Source organism: Alcaligenes sp. Me129, from assembly GCF_050487245.1.
GTDB lineage: Bacteria > Pseudomonadota > Gammaproteobacteria > Burkholderiales > Burkholderiaceae_B > Alcaligenes > Alcaligenes phenolicus.
Genome location: NZ_JBKQGX010000001.1, coordinates 105402 through 121815, shown reverse-complemented (window position 1 = coordinate 121815; position 16414 = coordinate 105402). Strand labels below are relative to the sequence as shown.

The window sequence follows — 16414 nt, the reverse complement described above, 5'->3', positions numbered from 1 at the left end:
TTATTTCAACAGATTGAACCCATAAAAAGCTCATTACACCCTTCATTAGCCGCCGGAAGCCCCAGTCCCCTCAAGCGGGCATCACACATGGTTTCAAGTTATTTTTTTAATTCTTTTCTTATTTATTTCAATTCATTTTTTATTTAATTTTTGCACCTACTTTAATTAATTTTTATCTTTAAATATTTCAAACAAATAAGCAGCGCTTGAGGGTAGAAAAAAATTTGAACGACCGCTGCCCGACAGCCGTTTTCTTGCCAATAAAGGCCACGCCGCACCCCCAGCAAGAAGGATCAGGCCGCCACCCGAGCGCACAAGAGGGAAAAAACGGCTTAATTTGTATGCCAGAATGTTCAAACTTCCACTTTTGACGAGCCCTATCCGCCTTCATTGCTCTATGACCCGGTCTCAAGAAGCTGCCCCTTTATCCTTAAGCGCTCTATTTCTGATCTTTGCCCGCATTGGCCTGACCAGCTTTGGTGGGGGCTTGAGTGGCTGGTTAATGCGTGAGTTTGTTGTTCAGCGGCGCCTGATGAGCCAGGCGGATTTTCTTAGCGGTCTGGCGCTGTCCCAAGCACTGCCCGGCATCAATGTGGTGAACCTCTCTATATGGATTGGTTATCGTCTGCTGCCCGGGCCTGGGGCGTTAGTTGCCACGCTGGGCATGGTGCTTCCCCCGCTACTGCTGGCCATTTTGATGCTGATTGGTCTGGAACAACTGACGGGCTCTACCCTGGTGCCTCAAGTCATGGCCGGAATTGCCGCCGCCGCTATTGGCCTGTCTCTTGAAATGGGCGTACGCTCGGCGCGCAGCGCCGCCACCGGAATAGTGCCCATTGCCCTCATGTTGGCCGTTTTTGTCGGCATTTTCGTCATGGAATGGAGCCTGATCCCCGTTATTCTGATCTGTGCACCGCTGTCCGTCTGGTATGCCTGGCTGCAACTTGGAGACAAAGCGGTGGAGCAATCATGATCACGGTTTTGCTCCAGCTCATGCGCGTCTTTGCGCCCCTGTCTTTTCTGACCATAGGGGGCGGGCAAAGCATCATCCCGGAGATTCACCGGCAATCGGTAGAAATCCATGGCTGGCTCAGCAATCAGGAATTTCTGGATCTGTTCGCCCTGTCGCGCCTGACACCCGGCCCGAAATCCTTGCTTGTCACCCTGGTGGGCTGGAAGGCGGCTGGCTGGGCCGGTGCCCTGGCCGCATCCGTCGCCATTTTCCTGCCCTCTGCCCTGCTGATCTATTACCTGGCAACAATCTGGAAGCGCTATGAAGGCACACGCATCATCCGCGCCATTGAAATTGGTCTGCTGCCCATCGCCGCCGGCATGATCCTGGCCGCCAGCGGCACAATTCTGAAAGCGGCCCAAGGCGGACTGTGGGCCTGGGGCACGGCTCTGGCCTGTACAGCCATTTTGCTGCTAAGTCGCATCAACCCTTTATGGTTGCTGGCAGGCGGCGGATTGCTGTTCGCCTTGATACAACCCGCTATCTAAAACAAATTCGACACAAAAAAGGGCGACTTCACCACCAAAGCCGGTTTGAAGTAAGTGGCTGTATCAAGAGCCACAAAATGGCTCATAAAAGCGCCACGATCCCGCCCCCATCGCGCGCAAGACATTGAGACGCCAGAGCTGCAAGCGGTACAATGGCAGGTCCTTTTATCCCCTTTTGCCCGCGACATGGTTGTAAATACTGACCGAGCCGTACTAAATCTGGACTCCGCCTCGCTGGGCTACGGTGCCTTTACCGTGCTCGCGGACGTGTCCATGACCGTTCAGAAAGGTCAGGTCGTCGCCATGATGGGGGGGTCAGGTTCCGGAAAAACAACACTTCTGCGTGCTGCGACCGGACAAATTCGTGCTCAGAAAGGGACTGTTACGGTTTTTGGCCAGGACTTGGCCAAGCTGGACGGCGAGGCTCTGCGCCAGACGCGTCAACGCATGGGTGTGCTGTTTCAGCAGGGTGCCCTGTTTACTGACCTGAACGTGTTTGAAAACGTGGCGTTTCCCCTGCGGGAGCTGACAAACGACTCCGAAGCCGCCATTCAGGACCGTGTACTGGACAAGCTGGACGCCGTTGGCCTGCGCGCGGCTGCCCATTTGGGCATCAATGAAATTTCCGGCGGTATGGCCCGCCGAGTTGCCCTGGCCCGTGCCATTGTGCTGGAGCCCGAGCTGATTCTGTACGACGAACCCTTTGCCGGCCTGGACCCTATTTCCATGGGCATTACCGCGCGGCTGATTCGCGACCTGACCGACCGCCTGAACTGCGCTTCAGTATTGATTACGCACGATGTGGCCGAATCCTTTGCGATTGCCGACCAGGTTTATATTGTTGGCCAGGGACGTTTGCTGACCCAGGGCACGCCCACCGAGCTGCGCGCTTCCAAGGATCCTTACGTGCAGCAGTTCCTGCGTGGTGAACCCGACGGCCCTATCGCCTTTAACTATCCCGTCACCCCGGCTTTTGAAGCCTGGCTCCAGAATCGGACGACGCGCTCATGAATTTCATCACCGCCCCGATTAGCGCGCTAGGCGCTGCGATACGCAATAGCATCTACGGCCTGGGTGCCTTCAGCCGCCTGTTCGTGGCCTTGCTGGCCCGGTCTTCCCTGCTGTGGCGTCGCCCCCGTCTGGTTTCCCAGCAAATCCACTTTATTGGCAACTATTCGCTGCTGATCATTGCCGTTTCCGGGCTGTTCGTGGGTTTTGTGCTGGGCTTGCAAGGTTATTACACACTGAACCGCTATGGTTCCGAAGAGGCCTTGGGCCTGCTGGTCGCCCTGTCTCTGGTACGTGAACTGGGGCCGGTCGTCACCGCCCTGCTGTTTGCAGGCCGAGCCGGAACATCATTAACCGCCGAAATCGGCTTGATGAAGGCCGGTGAACAGATTGCCGCCATGGAAGTCATGGCGGTAGACCCCTTGCGCCGCCTGCTGGTACCGCGCTTTTGGGGTGGCATTATTGCCATGCCCATTCTGGCCGCCGTGTTCTCCATGGTCGGCATTCTGGGCGGCTATGTCGTCGGCGTGCAGATGATCGGCATTGATGCGGGCGCCTTCTGGTCGCAAATGCAAAACGGTGTCGATGTCATTGATGACGTACTCAACGGAGTGATCAAAAGCCTGGTGTTTGGCCTGATCGTGACCTTGATTGCGCTGTATATGGGCTGGCATGCCAAGGCCACGCCCGAAGGCGTTTCTCGCGCGACCACACGCACGGTCGTCAGCGGCGCTTTGGCGGTATTGGGCACGGACTTCCTGCTCACCGCCCTTATGTTCAGTTAACTATTTAGGAATTGCTCAGCTATGAATCGCGAGAAAACCGATTTCTGGGTTGGCCTGTTTGTTTTGCTGGGGCTGGTCGCACTGGCATTCCTGGCCCTGCGTGCGGGTAACCTCAGTTCTTTTTCCTTTGCCAAGACCTACCAGGTATCGGCCAAGTTCGATAATCTGGGTGGCCTGAAACCACGCGCTCCCATCAAGGCCAGCGGTGTGGTCGTTGGCCGGGTTGGCTCCATTGGTTTTGACAACCAGGACTTCAAAGCCGTGGTCACCCTGGATATGGACGAGCACTACAAGTTTCCTGTCGACACCTCGGCCTCCATCCTGACGTCAGGCCTGCTGGGCGAACAGTACATTGGCCTGACTGCGGGTGGCGACGACAAGGACCTGCAAGGTGGCAGCACCATTACCTATACTCAAAGCGCGGTTGTGCTGGAAGAACTGATCAGCAAGTTCCTCTACAACACGGCCTCCAAGGACGGCGGCTCCAAATCGGAGTAAGCAAACCCGCCCGTTCATGCTCATTACAGACGACACAACCATGAATACAACAACTCGCCGCTCTTACTCCCTGCCTCGTGGAGTCCGTTTGAGCCTGATCGGTGCCAGTGCTGCGCTTGTGGCCGGTTGCGCCAGTGTGCCCAACCCCAACCCCCAGGACCCCTGGGAAGGCATGAACCGTGGCATCTACGCCTTTAACGAAACCGTGGACGGCGCGCTGATCAAACCGATTGCAGAAGGCTACAACGCCCTGACGCCGCAGCCTGCACGCACATGTATTAGTAACATTTTCAACAACCTGGGCGATGCCTGGTCGGCCGTCAACAGCTTCCTGCAAGGCGAGCACGTTGACTTCTTCAACACCCTGGGCCGAGTCCTGTTCAACTCGACCATGGGCCTGGGCGGTTGTATTGACGTTGCCACCATGAACGGCTCCAAGCGCATCCCCAACGACTTTGGCGTGACGCTGGGCGTATGGGGCGTCAAGTCTGGCCCTTACGTGGTTCTGCCCTTCTTTGGCCCCAGCACCGTTCGCGACGGTGTGGCACGTGGCACCAGCTTCCTGGAAGGCTTCTCCTCCACGGGTCCGATCATGGCGATCAAGGATGTACCGGTACGCAACAGCATCCTGGGTTTGTGGGCCTTGGATGCCCGTGCTGGCGTGCTGGATGCAGAAAAACTTGTTAACGACATCGCCCTTGACCGCTACAGCTTCATACGCGACGCTTACCTGCAACGACGCCATGCGATGGTGCAAGCCCGCCGCACCGGTGGCGACACCAGCCAGGACCTGCCTGACTACTCGGACGCAGACGAATAAAAACGCGCTGCCCGCAGAACATTCTTCTGGAGTTTTTTATGATTTCCCGTCCCGCCTTGGGCGGGACTGCTTTGCAGTCCTCCCCCTCTCGCCTGATTTCCTGGATCCTGACCGTCTGTGCGGCCCTGGCTCTGTGTTTGCACGCCGTCGCAGCCCAGGCACAAGTTGCAGATCCCAAAGGGGAGCCCAACAAGTTTGTTGAATCGGTCGGTAATCAAGCATTGCAAGTGGTCAAGGAAAGCGACGCCATCCGCAAGGGTGACCGCGCTGCCATTCTGGCTGCCGTGAACGAAAACATCATGCCCTACGTGAACCTGGAAAAGACGACGCGTCTGTCCGCTGGCCGCTACTGGCGTCAAGCCAGCCCCGAACAGCGTCAGAAGCTGGTCGAAGCGTTCAAGGGCACCTTGGTGCGTACCTACAGCGGAGCCTTGTCCCGCGTGGATGACAAGACACAGCTGACCATCCTGCCGTTCCGTGGCGATGCCAATGCAGACGACGTGGTGGTGCGCTCCTCGCTGACTCAATCCAACGGTGGCCCGGTTGGCGTGGATTACCGTCTGGAAAAAACACCGGAAGGCTGGAAAATCTACGACTTGAACGTGGAAGGCATCTGGCTGATTCAAAACTACCGCAACCAGTTTGCCCAGCAAATTGAGCAAGGTGGCATTGATGGCCTGATTCAGGCGCTGAACAAGCAAAACAGCTAAGACAGGCCGTGGCAAGCACGGGCGCTTTGGTCGGGCATTCTTAAGCAGACCAGAGTCGTACTCTATAATAAAGAGCCTGATCACCCCCAAACAGGTCTACGCCCATGCGTAGGCCTGTTTAGTTAACAAAGACGCTACAGCGACGACTTACACCGCCACACCCGCGTCAGGCCAACCCAAATTGCCATGTCCGCCTTCAAACTCGATAACGTCAGTAAACGCTTCGCTCCCCAAAGCCGGGGACTCAAAAGCCTGTTTTCCCCTCCCCGTTCCGATGCCGGTTTTCTGGCCGTCGATCAGGTCAGCCTGACTATCGAACATGGTGAATTTTTCGGCTTGCTCGGCCCTAACGGCGCCGGCAAAACAACCCTGATTTCCATGTTGGCCGGCCTGACCCGTCCCACCAGCGGCCAGGTCAGTGTCTGTGGTTACGATGTGCGCACCCAGTATCAAAAAGCCCGCCAATCGCTGGGCGTGGTGCCACAGGAAATTGTTTACGATCCCTTTTTCACCGTCCGTGAAACCTTGCGTCTGCAATCGGGCTACTTTGGCCTGAAAAACAATGACGACTGGATCGACGAGATTCTGGCCAATCTGGCCCTGAGCGACAAGGCCGATGTGAACATGCGCGCCTTGTCCGGCGGCATGAAGCGCCGCGTTCTGGTCGCCCAGGCGCTGGTGCACCGCCCCCCTGTCATTATTCTGGATGAACCCACTGCCGGTGTGGACGTGGACCTGCGCCGCACGCTGTGGGAGTTCATCATTCGCCTGAATCAACAAGGTCACACCATCTTGCTGACCACCCACTATCTGGAAGAAGCCCAGGCCCTCTGTGGTCGCCTGGCCATGCTTAAAAGTGGCAAGATCGTCGCCCTGGATACCACGCAAGCCATTATGGAGCGCGCAGGCGGCCACGATCTGGAGGATGCATTTGTGCGCATCATGCACAACGAAGGAAAAATGGGAGTCGCACTGTGAACCAGAACAATTCTCCCAAACACTGGGGCGTGCCTCAAAACACGGACGCCCCCGCTGCCAAGATCGGCACCCTGAGCCTGCCCCCTCAGCCCAAGATGGGCTCGGGCTTTCCTACGCTGCTACGCAAAGAGCTGATGCGTTTCTGGAAAGTGGGCTTTCAGACCATTGCTGCGCCCGTACTGACGGCGCTGATGTATTTGCTGATTTTCGCCCACGTCCTTGAAGGCCGCGTCACGGTATACGACTCCGTGCCCTACACCGCCTTCCTGATTCCGGGCCTGATGATGATGAGCATGTTGCAAAACGCTTTTGCGAACCCGTCCTCATCACTGATTCAAAGCCGCATCACTGGCAATCTGGTCTTTATCCTGCTGCCACCGCTGTCGCACCGCGAGATTTTCGCCGCCTATCTGCTGGCGTCCATCGCCCGCGGTGTCTGTGTGGGCCTCTGTGTGTGGCTGGTGTCGCTGTTCTTCGTGTCCCTGCCTGTAGCCAAGCCCTTATGGGTATTGGTGTTTGCCGTCATGTCTTGCGGCATCATGGGCACCTTGGGTCTGATCGCCGGACTGTGGTCTGAAAAGTTTGACCAACTGGCCGCGTTCCAGAACTTTCTGATCATGCCTGCGACGTTCCTGTCGGGCGTGTTCTATTCGATTCATAGCCTGCCGCCGTTTTGGCAAACTGTTTCACACTGGAATCCGTTGCTCTATACCATTGACGGGTTCCGCTACGGTTTTTTTGCCGCCTCGGATATTTCTCCCTGGTTCAGCCTGACCGTTGTCGCCAGCGTCTTTGTTGCGCTGTGTCTGATTTCGCTACGCCTGCTTGCCTCAGGCTATAAATTACGGAATTGATTTCATGTTGCCGACCCCCGAACAAGTTCACCAATACATTGCCGACAACCTGCCCTGTGAACACTTGCAAGTGCAAGGCGATGGTTCGCACTTTGAGGCCCTGATCGTCAGCACCGCCTTTGAAGGCAAACGCCTGATTGCGCGTCACCAACTGGTTTACAAAGCCCTGGGCGACCGGATGAAAGCCGAAATCCACGCCCTGTCCATGCGCACGCTTACCCCCGACGAATACAAGGCCAATCCGAATGGATAAATTACGCATCACGGGCGGACAACGCCTGAATGGCGAGATCACTGTCTCTGGCGCCAAAAACGCTGCCCTGCCCATTCTGTGCGCCAGTCTGCTGACTGCCGACACGGTGTACCTGGACAATGTCCCGCGTCTGCGTGACATCGACACCACCCTGAAGCTGTTGGGTCAGTTGGGTGTCACCCAGGAGCGCAATGGCACGCTGGAGCTGAATGCAGGCAACATCACCAATCTGGAAGCGCCCTACGAACTGGTGAAAACCATGCGCGCCTCCATTCTGGTGCTGGGCCCCCTGCTGGCCCGCTTTGGCGAGGCCCGCGTCAGCCTGCCCGGTGGTTGTGCTATTGGCCAACGCCCTGTGGATCAACACATCAAGGGTCTGGCGGCCATGGGTGCAGAAATCCATGTCGAGCACGGCTTTGTGAATGCCCGCGCCAAACGCTTGCGCGGTGCCGTGGTGCGCACGGATATGGTGACGGTGACCGGCACCGAAAACCTGATGATGGCCGCCGTTCTGGCTGAAGGCCAAACCATTCTGGAAAACGCAGCCCGTGAACCGGAAATTATTGATCTGGCCGAGCTGCTGATCAAAATGGGTGCCAAGATCCAGGGCCACGGTACCGACCGTATCGTCATTGACGGTGTCGAACGCCTGCACGGTGCCAAACACACCATCTGCCCCGACCGTATTGAAGCCGGTACGTTCCTGTGCGCCGTTGCCGCTACCGGTGGCGAACTGACCTTGCGCAATACCGATGCTAACGCCATGGGCGCCACGCTGGACAAGCTGCGCGAAGCCGGACTGCAGATTGAAACCGGCTCGGACTGGATCAAGGCCAGCATGAATGGTCGCCCCAAGGCGGTCAGCTTCCGTACCAGCGAATACCCCGGCTTCCCCACGGACATGCAGGCTCAATTGATGGCACTGAACACCATTGCCGACGGCACCGCCTCGGTCGTGGAAACCATCTTTGAAAATCGCTACATGCACGTACAGGAACTGAACCGACTGGGTGCACAGATCGATATCGAAGGCCATATGGCCGTCGTTACCGGCGCTCCTTACCTGACTGGCGCCACCGTCATGGCAACCGACCTGCGTGCGTCGGCCAGCCTGGTCATTGCAGGCCTGGCGGCTCGGGGTGACACTACCGTCGAACGCATCTACCATCTGGACCGTGGCTACGACCGCATGGAAGCCAAGCTTCAAGCCGTAGGCGCCAACATCGAGCGAATCAGCAGCAAGGAAACCCAATGAGTCCCGCCGGTTTAAATCAACCTCTGACGCTGGCCTTGTCCAAAGGCCGGATTTTTGACGAAACCCTGCCCTTGCTGGAAGAGGCAGGCATCAAGGTGCTGGAAAGCCCCGAAACGTCGCGCAAACTGATCCTGCCCACCAATAACCCGGACCTGCGTCTGATTATTGTGCGTGCCACCGACGTGCCAACCTACGTGCAATACGGTGCCGCCCATATCGGAATTGCCGGCAAGGATGTGCTGTACGAGCACATGGAACAGCACCCCGGCGGTCTGTACCAGCCCGTGGACCTGAACATTGCCCGTTGCCGCCTGTGTGTAGCCGTGGCCGAAGGCTTTGACTACCATTCGGCCGTCAAGCAAGGTTCGCGCCTGCGTATCGCCACCAAATACACCCGCGCTGCCCGCGAACACTTCGCCAGCAAAGGCGTATATGTGGACTTGATCAAGCTGTATGGCTCCATGGAACTGGCTCCGCTGGTCGGTCTGGCCGACGCCATTGTGGACCTGGTCTCCAGCGGCGGCACCTTGCGTGCCAACAAGCTGGTAGAAGTGGAAGACATCACCCCCATTTCCTCGCGCTTGATCGTCAATCAGGCTGCCATGAAGAACCGTGGTGCCCAGTTGCAACCCCTGATCGACGCTTTCTCTCGCGCTTCGGTAGACGAGTAAAACTTCCCCTGCCACGGGCGGGGGATAAACAGCGTGACAATCCTGCTTGCGCAAAAGGCGCAGACCGCCTTTTGCCTAAGCGAAATGTTATACACTGGCCCTTGAACCTTAGCTTTTTCCTATAGCGACATGTCACTGATCCATCGCCTGACCTCCCAATCCGCCCAGTTCGATGCCGAACTGCGCACTCTACTGGCTTACGAAGCGTCCGAAGACGCGTCTATCGAGCACGCTTGTGCCGAAATTCTGCATCGTATCCAGCATGAGGGGGACACGGCCTTATTGGATTACACCCAGCGCTTTGACCGACTGGCTGTTGAACAGGCCTCGGCACTGGAAATCTCCAAAGAAGAACTGTTTACGGCTCTGGACAGCCTGCCTGCCGATCAGCGCAAGGCACTGGAACAGGCCGCCGAGCGTGTGCGTCGTTACCACGAGCATCAGCGCACTGAAACCTGGACCTACACGGAAGCCGATGGCACCGTGCTGGGTCAGCAAGTTACTCCCTTGGACCGTGTGGGACTGTATGTCCCCGGTGGCAAGGCCGCTTACCCCTCCTCGGTTCTGATGAACGCCATTCCTGCCAAAGTGGCTGGTGTTCCAGAACTGATCATGGTCACGCCTACACCCGATGGCGTGCGCAACCCCATCGTGCTGGCGGCTGCCGCCCTGGGCGGTGTCGATCGCGTGTTCACTATTGGTGGCGCGCAGGCTGTAGGCGCTTTGGCTTACGGTACGGACACCATCCCGCCGGTAGACAAGATTGTCGGCCCCGGCAACGCCTATGTCGCCGCTGCCAAACGCCGCGTCTTTGGCGTCGTTGGCATCGACATGATTGCCGGCCCCTCCGAAATCCTGATCATCAGCGACGGCAGTGCTCCTGCTGACTGGGTGGCGATGGACCTGTTCTCCCAGGCTGAACACGACGAGCTGGCCCAGGCCATCTTGCTGTGTCCCGATGCGGACTTCCTGGACCAGGTTGAAGCGGCCATCGAACGTCTGCTCCCCACCATGCCACGCGCGGACATCATCCGTCGCAGCCTGTCTGGTCGCGGTGCCCTGATCCACGTCCGCGATCTGGACGAGGCCTGTAAGATCAGCAACCATATCGCGCCGGAACACCTGGAAGTCTCTACCCGTAACGCCCAGGACTTGTTGGGCAAAATCCGCCATGCTGGCGCCATTTTCCTGGGCCCCTACAGCTCCGAATCGCTGGGCGATTACTGTGCCGGGCCTAACCATGTCCTGCCGACGGCACGCACTGCGCGTTTCTCGTCACCTTTGGGCGTCTACGATTTCCAGAAACGCAGCAGCATTATTCAGGTTTCAGAATCAGGCGCCCAAACATTGGGACCCATAGCCGCTACGCTGGCACAAGGCGAGGGCCTGTACGCCCACGCTGCCAGCGCGCAATTCCGATTGAACCAATCCTGATACCGGCCTTGCCGCCGGCACTGATATGCGTACCGCCGAGATTACCCGCAATACCAATGAAACCCGCATCCGCGTGGCCGTTAACCTGGACGGCACCGGCCGTCACTCGCTCAACAGCGGCGTGCCCTTTCTGGACCACATGCTGGACCAGATCGCCCGCCATGGTCTGATTGACCTGGACGTGCACTGTGAGGGCGACACCCACATCGATGATCACCACACTGTCGAGGATATCGGCATTGCACTGGGCCAGGCTTTTGCCAAGGCCGTAGGCAGCAAAGCCGGTCTGCGCCGCTACGGCCATGCCTATGTGCCTTTGGACGAGTCACTGTCGCGCGTAGTGGTGGACTTCTCCGGTCGCCCCGGCCTGTTTTATTTTGTGCCCTTTACCCGCGCACGAATCGGCCAGTTCGATGTAGACTTGGCACGCGAGTTTTTCCAGGGTTTTGTCAATCACGCCCTGGTTTCTATGCACATCGATAACCTGCGCGGCGAAAACGCACACCACCAGTGCGAAACCGTGTTCAAAGCCTTTGGCCGAGCATTGCGTATGGCTCTGGAGCTGGACCCACGTAGCGAAGGCGTGGTGCCTTCGACCAAAGGGGTTCTGTAAACGTCCTTCGGACACACATCGTGACCACTATCGCTATTGTCGATTACGGTTCGGGCAACATTTTCTCGGTTGCCCGAGCACTGCATGCCGCCGCACCTGATGCGCGCATCGTTCTTGCTCAAACCCCTCAAGCCATTCTGGATGCGGACCGGGTTGTCTTACCCGGCCAGGGTGCCATGCCCGATTGCATGGCCCACCTGGACCAATCCGGTTTGCGCGATGCCTTGCTGACAGCCGCCCGCAACAAGCCCCTATTGGGCATCTGCGTAGGCGAACAAATGCTGTTCGATTCCAGTCAGGAAGGCAATGTCCCCTGTTTAGGTCTGATTCCCGGCCAAGTGCGCCGTTTTGAGGGCCCGAACTACAAAAGCAGCGACCACGCCTCCGGCCCCGGGCTGAAAGTGCCCCATATTGGCTGGAACCGCGTACACCAGACTCAGGATCATCCCTTATGGGCTGGCATTGAGGATGGCGCGTTCTTTTACTTTGTTCATAGCTACTTTGTCGATCCGCTGCATATAGATCAAACTTGTGGTTCGACGCACTATGGCCAACGCTTTACCTCGGCGATAGCAAACGCTAATATTTTTGCGTTGCAATGCCATCCTGAGAAAAGCGCAGACAACGGCCTGCAACTGTTCCGGAATTTCGCCAACTGGAAGCCATGATTTTTCAAGCAAGCTTCCCGGCGTTGTTCTGACTTTTTCCGACCCAGTATTTCTTACGTTTTTTACGGCTAAAGACCATGCTTTTGATTCCCGCCATCGACCTCAAAGACGGGCGTTGTGTGCGCCTTCGCCAGGGTGACCTGGACGACGCCACTATTTTCTCGGATGATCCGGCCAAAATAGCAACACAATGGCTGGAACAAGGGGCCCGGCGCCTGCATCTGGTGGACCTGAACGGCGCTTTTGCCGGTAAGCCCAAGAACAGCGAAGCCATCAAATCCATTATTGCTGCCATCGACGGTGAAATTCCCGTACAGATCGGCGGTGGTATCCGCGACCTGGATACCATCGAGCGCTACCTGGACGCTGGCATGAGCTATGTCATTATTGGCACTGCCGCTGTCAAAAGCCCTGGTTTCCTGCAAGACGCCTGCAGCGCCTTTCCTGGCAACATCATTGTTGGCCTGGATGCCCGTGACGGCAAAATCGCCACCGACGGCTGGAGCAAGCTGACCCGCCACGACGTACTGGATCTGGCCAAGAAATTTGAAGACTACGGCTGCGAGTCTATTATCTACACCGATATTGGCCGCGACGGCATGCTGACTGGTGTAAACATCGAAGCCACCGTCAAGCTGTCCCAGCACGTGAAGATTCCCGTCATCGCCTCCGGCGGTGTCACCAACCTGAAAGACATTGAAGACCTGTGTGCCGTAGAGCACGAAGGCATCGAAGGTGTGATTTTGGGTCGCAGCATTTACGAAGGCACCCTGAATTTTGCCGAGGCGCAAACCTTCGCTGACGAGTACCAGGCATGAGCCAGGACGTCACCAACGAATTAGCCTGCCGCATCATTCCTTGTCTGGACGTGACCGCTGGCCGTGTGGTCAAAGGCATCAACTTTGTGGATCTGGTCGATGCCGGAGACCCGGTCGAGATCGCCCGCAAGTACAACGACCAGGGTGCCGACGAACTGACCTTCCTGGACATTACGGCCACCTCGGACAACCGTGATCTGATCTTGCCCATCATCGAACAGGTGGCCAGCCAGATTTTCATCCCCCTGACAGTGGGCGGTGGTGTGCGCGAAGTAGCCGACATCCAGCGCCTGCTCAATGCCGGTGCGGACAAGGTGTCCATTAACAGCGCCGCCATCAGCAACCCCGACCTGGTGCGTGCTGCCAGCGATCACCATGGCAAGCAATGCATGGTCGTCGCCATTGATGCACGCCGTGTCAGTGCTGAAAACGAAGCCCCCCGCTGGGAAGTCTTTACCCACGGCGGTCGTCGTGGAACCGGCCTGGACGTGGTGGAATGGGCAGCTCGCATGGCCGAATACGGCGCCGGCGAACTGCTGCTGACCAGCATGGACCGCGACGGCACCAAATCCGGCTTTGATCTGGAACTGACTCGTGCCGTGTCCGAGGCGGTTTCCGTTCCCGTTATCGCCTCTGGGGGAGTGGGCGGCCTGCAAGACCTGGCCGATGGCGTGATCAAGGGCGGCGCCAGTGCCGTACTGGCCGCCAGCATCTTCCACTACGGTCAACACACTATTGCCGAAGCCAAGGATTTCATGGCTGCGCAAGGTATTCAGGTGCGACGCTAATGGCTGACTTACCGGCCTGGCTGGCTGAAATCCGCTTTGATGAACAAGGCTTGATCCCCGCGATTGCGCAGGACCAGGCCACGGGCAAAATCTTGATGGTCGCCTGGATGAACCAGGAGTCCCTGCAAGAGACCGTCAGCACCGGCCGCGCCGTGTACTGGTCGCGTTCCCGCCAGCGCCTGTGGCGCAAGGGCGAGGAATCCGGCCACGTGCAGCATGTCAGTGACTTGCGCCTGGACTGTGATGGCGACGTTATTTTGCTTAGCGTGGAGCAGGTTGGCCAGATCGCCTGTCATACGGGTCGTGAAAGCTGCTTTTATCGCCAGCTGCAAGGCCAGAGCGATCAGGCACAATGGGTAGCGGTTGACCCCGTCCTGAAAGACCCGGAGCATATTTACCGATGAGCGAACAACCTACTGTCGAGACCATCCTCGATCATCTTGGCCGCACCCTGAAGTCCCGCCTGCCTGCACAAGGCGGGGACCCATCCTCTTCCTACGCCGCCAAGCTGCTGGCCAAGGGACCGGATGCATTCCTGAAGAAAATCGGGGAAGAAGCGACCGAGCTGGTCATGGCTGCCAAGGATGAAGAACGCGAGCGCATCGTCTACGAAACGGCAGACCTGTGGTTTCATAGCCTGGTGGCCCTGACTTACTACGGTCTGGAGCCCCGCGATGTCCTGACAGAACTGCTGCGCCGCGAAGGTACATCAGGCCTGGAAGAAAAAGCTTCGCGCCCTAAGGACCAGGTGTAATTCTGTCATTTAGACGCGCTACACTGTCCTGATACCTAGATTTTTGGCACTTGCCCAGCAAGTGCTTCGCTACCGAGGTTGCTATGAGCGAGAACTGTCTGTTTTGTAAAATTGCTGCCGATCAGATCCCGTCCAAAAAAGTGTACGAGGACGAGGACTTTCTGGCATTTCACGACATCAACCCAGCTGCACCTATCCATATCCTGGTAATCCCCAAGAAACACGTCGTGTCCATGCAGGACGTATCGGGCCAGGATAGCGAATGGTTGGGTAAAATGATGGCTTTGGCACCTTCCCTGGCCGCAAAGGCTGGTTGTCGCCCCGGCCCTGAAGGCGGTTTCCGCATTGTCATCAACAACGGTTTGGATGGCGGGCAGGAAATCAACCATTTACACATGCACATCTTGGGCGGTGAGCGCCCATGGCAACAACGCGCAGCCATGGCTGCTTAAGGGAGATACATTATGGGTAGCTTTAGCATTTGGCACTGGCTGATCGTTCTGGTCATCGTTGCCCTGGTTTTCGGCACCAAGAAACTGCGTAATATCGGCTCGGATCTGGGCGGTGCAGTCAAAGGTTTCAAAGAAGGCATGAAAGACGTGGGTGAAGAAGAAAAAACACCCGAAACCGTCAGCCAACGCGCTGCCGATCCTCAAACGATCGACGTGCAGGCCAAGGAAAAATCCGATCGCGCCTGATCCCCTTCTTGTGTGAGTCTGAATGTTTGATGTCAGCTTTAGTGAACTGCTCCTGATTGGAGTGGTTGCCCTGATCGTCATCGGTCCCGAACGTCTTCCTAAAGTAGCGCGCACCGTCGGCCATTTGCTTGGCCGCGCGCAGCGCTACGTTAACGAGGTCAAGACCGATATCCAACGCGAAATCAATCTGGATGAGGTGAACAAGCTCAAAGACCAGATGGAGGACGCCGCGCGCTCGGTGCGCAGTTCGGTCGAGGACACGGGCAAAAGCATCAGCCAGCCTCTGACAGAAGCCCGCGACACCCTGCAAAACGCGTCGGAGTCCGCACGCAAGGCCTTCTCGGATACCGCCGAGAGCGTCAAGGCGAGCCCCGACGCCACCCCCGCGAAAGAATCGGCTGCCAGTCAGCCCGATACGGATGCAGCCGCCCAGCCAGCGCCCAGTGCGCCAGCCAGTGACGACGCTCCCCGTCCTACGGATGCTCCCGCCCACCCCTCTAAAGGACCGACGGCATGAGCACCGAAGCGCCTCAAGAAGATACCTTCATCTCCCACCTGGTCGAGCTGCGCACACGCCTGCTGCGCGCGGTGATTGCCGTGGTCGGGATTTTTATCGTGCTGTTTACGTATCCGGGCGCTTCGGCCATTTATGATGTGCTGGCCCAGCCCATGATGAGCTCTCTGCCCGAGGGTACGCGCATGATTGCCACCGGGGTGATTACCCCCTTCATGGTGCCGGTCAAGGTCACCTTGATGGCATCGTTCGTATTGGCCTTGCCTATCGTGCTCTACCAGGCATGGGCCTTTATTGCGCCAGGTTTGTACAACCACGAAAAGAAGCTGGCTCTGCCGCTGATCATGACCAGCACCTTGCTGTTCATTGCCGGCATGGCGTTTTGTTATTTCGTGGTGTTCCGCACCGTGTTTCACTTCATCGCCTCGTTTGCCCCGCAATCGATTACACCAGCACCGGACATCGAAGCCTATCTGGGCTTTGTCATGACCATGTTCCTGGCCTTTGGCATTACCTTTGAAGTGCCTATCGCCGTGATTTTGCTGGTGAAAACAGGCGTTGTAACGGTAGCCAAACTGCGCGAAATCCGTGGTTATGTAATTGTGGGCGCGTTTGTAATCGCCGCTATCGTGACCCCGCCCGATGTGGTCAGCCAGATCTTGTTGGCCGCCCCGCTATGCCTGCTTTATGAATTAGGGATTCTGGCCGCCAGCCTGATCAAGAAACGGGAAGCGGAAAACAGCGAAGGCCGCGAGCTGGATCTGTAAAACGATCAAAGCAACACCTGTTTGTACG

At 57.4% G+C, this 16414-nt stretch carries 23 protein-coding genes; all 23 read left to right on the top strand.

Annotation, left to right across the window (positions count from 1 at the left end; translation table 11 throughout):
• Positions 1-397 precede the first annotated feature (397 nt).
• A complete protein-coding gene (locus ACLPGZ_RS00615) occupies positions 398-973 on the top strand; it encodes a chromate transporter (protein WP_115634540.1) in 576 nt (191 codons plus the stop codon).
• Positions 970-1500, top strand: coding sequence for a chromate transporter (locus ACLPGZ_RS00610; protein ID WP_021447240.1), 531 nt, complete (start codon positions 970-972; stop codon positions 1498-1500). The genes ACLPGZ_RS00615 and ACLPGZ_RS00610 overlap by 4 nt, the downstream gene beginning before the upstream one ends.
• 186 nt (positions 1501-1686) lie before the next feature.
• Positions 1687-2511 carry an ABC transporter ATP-binding protein gene (locus ACLPGZ_RS00605; RefSeq protein WP_115634541.1) on the top strand — a complete coding sequence of 275 codons (825 nt, stop codon included), beginning with the start codon at positions 1687-1689 and terminating at the stop codon, positions 2509-2511.
• Positions 2508-3293, top strand: coding sequence for a lipid asymmetry maintenance ABC transporter permease subunit MlaE (gene mlaE, locus ACLPGZ_RS00600; RefSeq protein WP_009455496.1), 786 nt, complete (start codon positions 2508-2510; stop codon positions 3291-3293). The genes ACLPGZ_RS00605 and mlaE overlap by 4 nt, the downstream gene beginning before the upstream one ends.
• A 21-nt stretch (positions 3294-3314) precedes the next feature.
• On the top strand, positions 3315-3791 hold the full coding sequence (gene mlaD / locus ACLPGZ_RS00595; protein WP_009455494.1) for an outer membrane lipid asymmetry maintenance protein MlaD: 477 nt from the start codon (positions 3315-3317) through the stop codon (positions 3789-3791).
• A gap of 40 nt (positions 3792-3831) precedes the next feature.
• Positions 3832-4611: an MlaA family lipoprotein gene (locus ACLPGZ_RS00590; protein ID WP_051359147.1), complete on the top strand. Its 780-nt coding sequence runs from the start codon at positions 3832-3834 to the stop codon at positions 4609-4611.
• Between the two features lie 38 nt (positions 4612-4649).
• Positions 4650-5321, top strand: coding sequence for an MlaC/ttg2D family ABC transporter substrate-binding protein (locus tag ACLPGZ_RS00585; RefSeq protein WP_035269860.1), 672 nt, complete (start codon positions 4650-4652; stop codon positions 5319-5321).
• A 186-nt stretch (positions 5322-5507) separates the two neighbouring features.
• Positions 5508-6299 (top strand): ABC transporter ATP-binding protein, encoded by a 792-nt coding sequence (locus ACLPGZ_RS00580; protein WP_009455490.1) that lies wholly within the window; start codon positions 5508-5510, stop codon positions 6297-6299.
• 95 nt (positions 6300-6394) lie between these two features.
• On the top strand, positions 6395-7153 hold the full coding sequence (locus tag ACLPGZ_RS00575; protein WP_042486095.1) for an ABC transporter permease: 759 nt from the start codon (positions 6395-6397) through the stop codon (positions 7151-7153).
• A gap of 4 nt (positions 7154-7157) precedes the next feature.
• Positions 7158-7406: a BolA family protein gene (locus ACLPGZ_RS00570; RefSeq protein WP_009455487.1), complete on the top strand. Its 249-nt coding sequence runs from the start codon at positions 7158-7160 to the stop codon at positions 7404-7406.
• Complete coding sequence (gene murA / locus ACLPGZ_RS00565) at positions 7399-8661, top strand: UDP-N-acetylglucosamine 1-carboxyvinyltransferase (protein WP_115634542.1); 1263 nt, start codon at positions 7399-7401, stop codon at positions 8659-8661. The genes ACLPGZ_RS00570 and murA overlap by 8 nt, the downstream gene beginning before the upstream one ends.
• Positions 8658-9332 carry an ATP phosphoribosyltransferase gene (gene hisG, locus ACLPGZ_RS00560; protein ID WP_009455485.1) on the top strand — a complete coding sequence of 225 codons (675 nt, stop codon included), beginning with the start codon at positions 8658-8660 and terminating at the stop codon, positions 9330-9332. The genes murA and hisG overlap by 4 nt, the downstream gene beginning before the upstream one ends.
• A gap of 129 nt (positions 9333-9461) precedes the next feature.
• Positions 9462-10766, top strand: a complete 1305-nt coding sequence (gene hisD / locus ACLPGZ_RS00555) for a histidinol dehydrogenase (protein ID WP_115634543.1) — start codon at positions 9462-9464, stop codon at positions 10764-10766.
• Between the two features lie 25 nt (positions 10767-10791).
• Positions 10792-11379, top strand: a complete 588-nt coding sequence (gene hisB / locus ACLPGZ_RS00550) for an imidazoleglycerol-phosphate dehydratase HisB (RefSeq protein WP_009455482.1) — start codon at positions 10792-10794, stop codon at positions 11377-11379.
• A 20-nt stretch (positions 11380-11399) separates the two neighbouring features.
• Complete coding sequence (hisH, locus tag ACLPGZ_RS00545; protein WP_009455481.1) at positions 11400-12047, top strand: imidazole glycerol phosphate synthase subunit HisH; 648 nt, start codon at positions 11400-11402, stop codon at positions 12045-12047.
• A 77-nt stretch (positions 12048-12124) separates the two neighbouring features.
• Positions 12125-12865 carry a 1-(5-phosphoribosyl)-5-[(5-phosphoribosylamino)methylideneamino]imidazole-4-carboxamide isomerase gene (gene hisA, locus ACLPGZ_RS00540; RefSeq protein ID WP_009455480.1) on the top strand — a complete coding sequence of 247 codons (741 nt, stop codon included), beginning with the start codon at positions 12125-12127 and terminating at the stop codon, positions 12863-12865.
• A complete protein-coding gene (hisF, locus tag ACLPGZ_RS00535; protein WP_035269852.1) occupies positions 12862-13653 on the top strand; it encodes an imidazole glycerol phosphate synthase subunit HisF in 792 nt (263 codons plus the stop codon). Before hisA ends, hisF begins: the two co-directional genes overlap by 4 nt.
• Positions 13653-14057 carry a phosphoribosyl-AMP cyclohydrolase gene (gene hisI / locus ACLPGZ_RS00530; protein WP_009455478.1) on the top strand — a complete coding sequence of 135 codons (405 nt, stop codon included), beginning with the start codon at positions 13653-13655 and terminating at the stop codon, positions 14055-14057. Before hisF ends, hisI begins: the two co-directional genes overlap by 1 nt.
• Entirely contained in the window at positions 14054-14407 is a 354-nt protein-coding gene (locus tag ACLPGZ_RS00525; protein WP_021447244.1) for a phosphoribosyl-ATP diphosphatase, read from the top strand. Before hisI ends, ACLPGZ_RS00525 begins: the two co-directional genes overlap by 4 nt.
• An 83-nt stretch (positions 14408-14490) precedes the next feature.
• Positions 14491-14859, top strand: a complete 369-nt coding sequence (locus ACLPGZ_RS00520) for a histidine triad nucleotide-binding protein (protein WP_026483636.1) — start codon at positions 14491-14493, stop codon at positions 14857-14859.
• 12 nt (positions 14860-14871) lie between these two features.
• Complete coding sequence (tatA, locus tag ACLPGZ_RS00515; protein ID WP_021447245.1) at positions 14872-15105, top strand: Sec-independent protein translocase subunit TatA; 234 nt, start codon at positions 14872-14874, stop codon at positions 15103-15105.
• Positions 15106-15127: 22 nt separating this feature from the next.
• The gene (gene tatB, locus ACLPGZ_RS00510) at positions 15128-15622 is read left to right on the top strand and encodes a Sec-independent protein translocase protein TatB (protein ID WP_254002401.1); all 495 of its coding nucleotides are present in this window, start codon (positions 15128-15130) and stop codon (positions 15620-15622) included.
• Positions 15619-16386 carry a twin-arginine translocase subunit TatC gene (tatC, locus tag ACLPGZ_RS00505; protein WP_009455473.1) on the top strand — a complete coding sequence of 256 codons (768 nt, stop codon included), beginning with the start codon at positions 15619-15621 and terminating at the stop codon, positions 16384-16386. The genes tatB and tatC overlap by 4 nt, the downstream gene beginning before the upstream one ends.
• Positions 16387-16414 lie beyond the last annotated feature (28 nt).

What these genes read in the sequence shown, in the direction of transcription:
- ACLPGZ_RS00520 (WP_026483636.1), top strand. Translation starts at nt 14,491, where the DNA reads ATGAGCGAGAACTGTCTGTTTTGTAAAATTGCTGCCGATCAGATCCCG.
- hisF (WP_035269852.1), top strand. Translation starts at nt 12,862, where the DNA reads ATGAGCCAGGACGTCACCAACGAATTAGCCTGCCGCATCATTCCTTGT.
- ACLPGZ_RS00585 (WP_035269860.1), top strand. Translation starts at nt 4,650, where the DNA reads ATGATTTCCCGTCCCGCCTTGGGCGGGACTGCTTTGCAGTCCTCCCCC.
- mlaE (WP_009455496.1), top strand. Translation starts at nt 2,508, where the DNA reads ATGAATTTCATCACCGCCCCGATTAGCGCGCTAGGCGCTGCGATACGC.
- tatA (WP_021447245.1), top strand. Translation starts at nt 14,872, where the DNA reads ATGGGTAGCTTTAGCATTTGGCACTGGCTGATCGTTCTGGTCATCGTT.
- ACLPGZ_RS00615 (WP_115634540.1), top strand. Translation starts at nt 398, where the DNA reads ATGACCCGGTCTCAAGAAGCTGCCCCTTTATCCTTAAGCGCTCTATTT.
- ACLPGZ_RS00590 (WP_051359147.1), top strand. Translation starts at nt 3,832, where the DNA reads ATGAATACAACAACTCGCCGCTCTTACTCCCTGCCTCGTGGAGTCCGT.
- hisD (WP_115634543.1), top strand. Translation starts at nt 9,462, where the DNA reads ATGTCACTGATCCATCGCCTGACCTCCCAATCCGCCCAGTTCGATGCC.
- ACLPGZ_RS00580 (WP_009455490.1), top strand. Translation starts at nt 5,508, where the DNA reads ATGTCCGCCTTCAAACTCGATAACGTCAGTAAACGCTTCGCTCCCCAA.
- murA (WP_115634542.1), top strand. Translation starts at nt 7,399, where the DNA reads ATGGATAAATTACGCATCACGGGCGGACAACGCCTGAATGGCGAGATC.
- ACLPGZ_RS00610 (WP_021447240.1), top strand. Translation starts at nt 970, where the DNA reads ATGATCACGGTTTTGCTCCAGCTCATGCGCGTCTTTGCGCCCCTGTCT.
- ACLPGZ_RS00605 (WP_115634541.1), top strand. Translation starts at nt 1,687, where the DNA reads ATGGTTGTAAATACTGACCGAGCCGTACTAAATCTGGACTCCGCCTCG.
- ACLPGZ_RS00570 (WP_009455487.1), top strand. Translation starts at nt 7,158, where the DNA reads ATGTTGCCGACCCCCGAACAAGTTCACCAATACATTGCCGACAACCTG.
- ACLPGZ_RS00575 (WP_042486095.1), top strand. Translation starts at nt 6,395, where the DNA reads ATGGGCTCGGGCTTTCCTACGCTGCTACGCAAAGAGCTGATGCGTTTC.
- hisG (WP_009455485.1), top strand. Translation starts at nt 8,658, where the DNA reads ATGAGTCCCGCCGGTTTAAATCAACCTCTGACGCTGGCCTTGTCCAAA.
- mlaD (WP_009455494.1), top strand. Translation starts at nt 3,315, where the DNA reads ATGAATCGCGAGAAAACCGATTTCTGGGTTGGCCTGTTTGTTTTGCTG.
- hisI (WP_009455478.1), top strand. Translation starts at nt 13,653, where the DNA reads ATGGCTGACTTACCGGCCTGGCTGGCTGAAATCCGCTTTGATGAACAA.
- tatB (WP_254002401.1), top strand. Translation starts at nt 15,128, where the DNA reads ATGTTTGATGTCAGCTTTAGTGAACTGCTCCTGATTGGAGTGGTTGCC.
- ACLPGZ_RS00525 (WP_021447244.1), top strand. Translation starts at nt 14,054, where the DNA reads ATGAGCGAACAACCTACTGTCGAGACCATCCTCGATCATCTTGGCCGC.
- hisB (WP_009455482.1), top strand. Translation starts at nt 10,792, where the DNA reads ATGCGTACCGCCGAGATTACCCGCAATACCAATGAAACCCGCATCCGC.
- tatC (WP_009455473.1), top strand. Translation starts at nt 15,619, where the DNA reads ATGAGCACCGAAGCGCCTCAAGAAGATACCTTCATCTCCCACCTGGTC.
- hisA (WP_009455480.1), top strand. Translation starts at nt 12,125, where the DNA reads ATGCTTTTGATTCCCGCCATCGACCTCAAAGACGGGCGTTGTGTGCGC.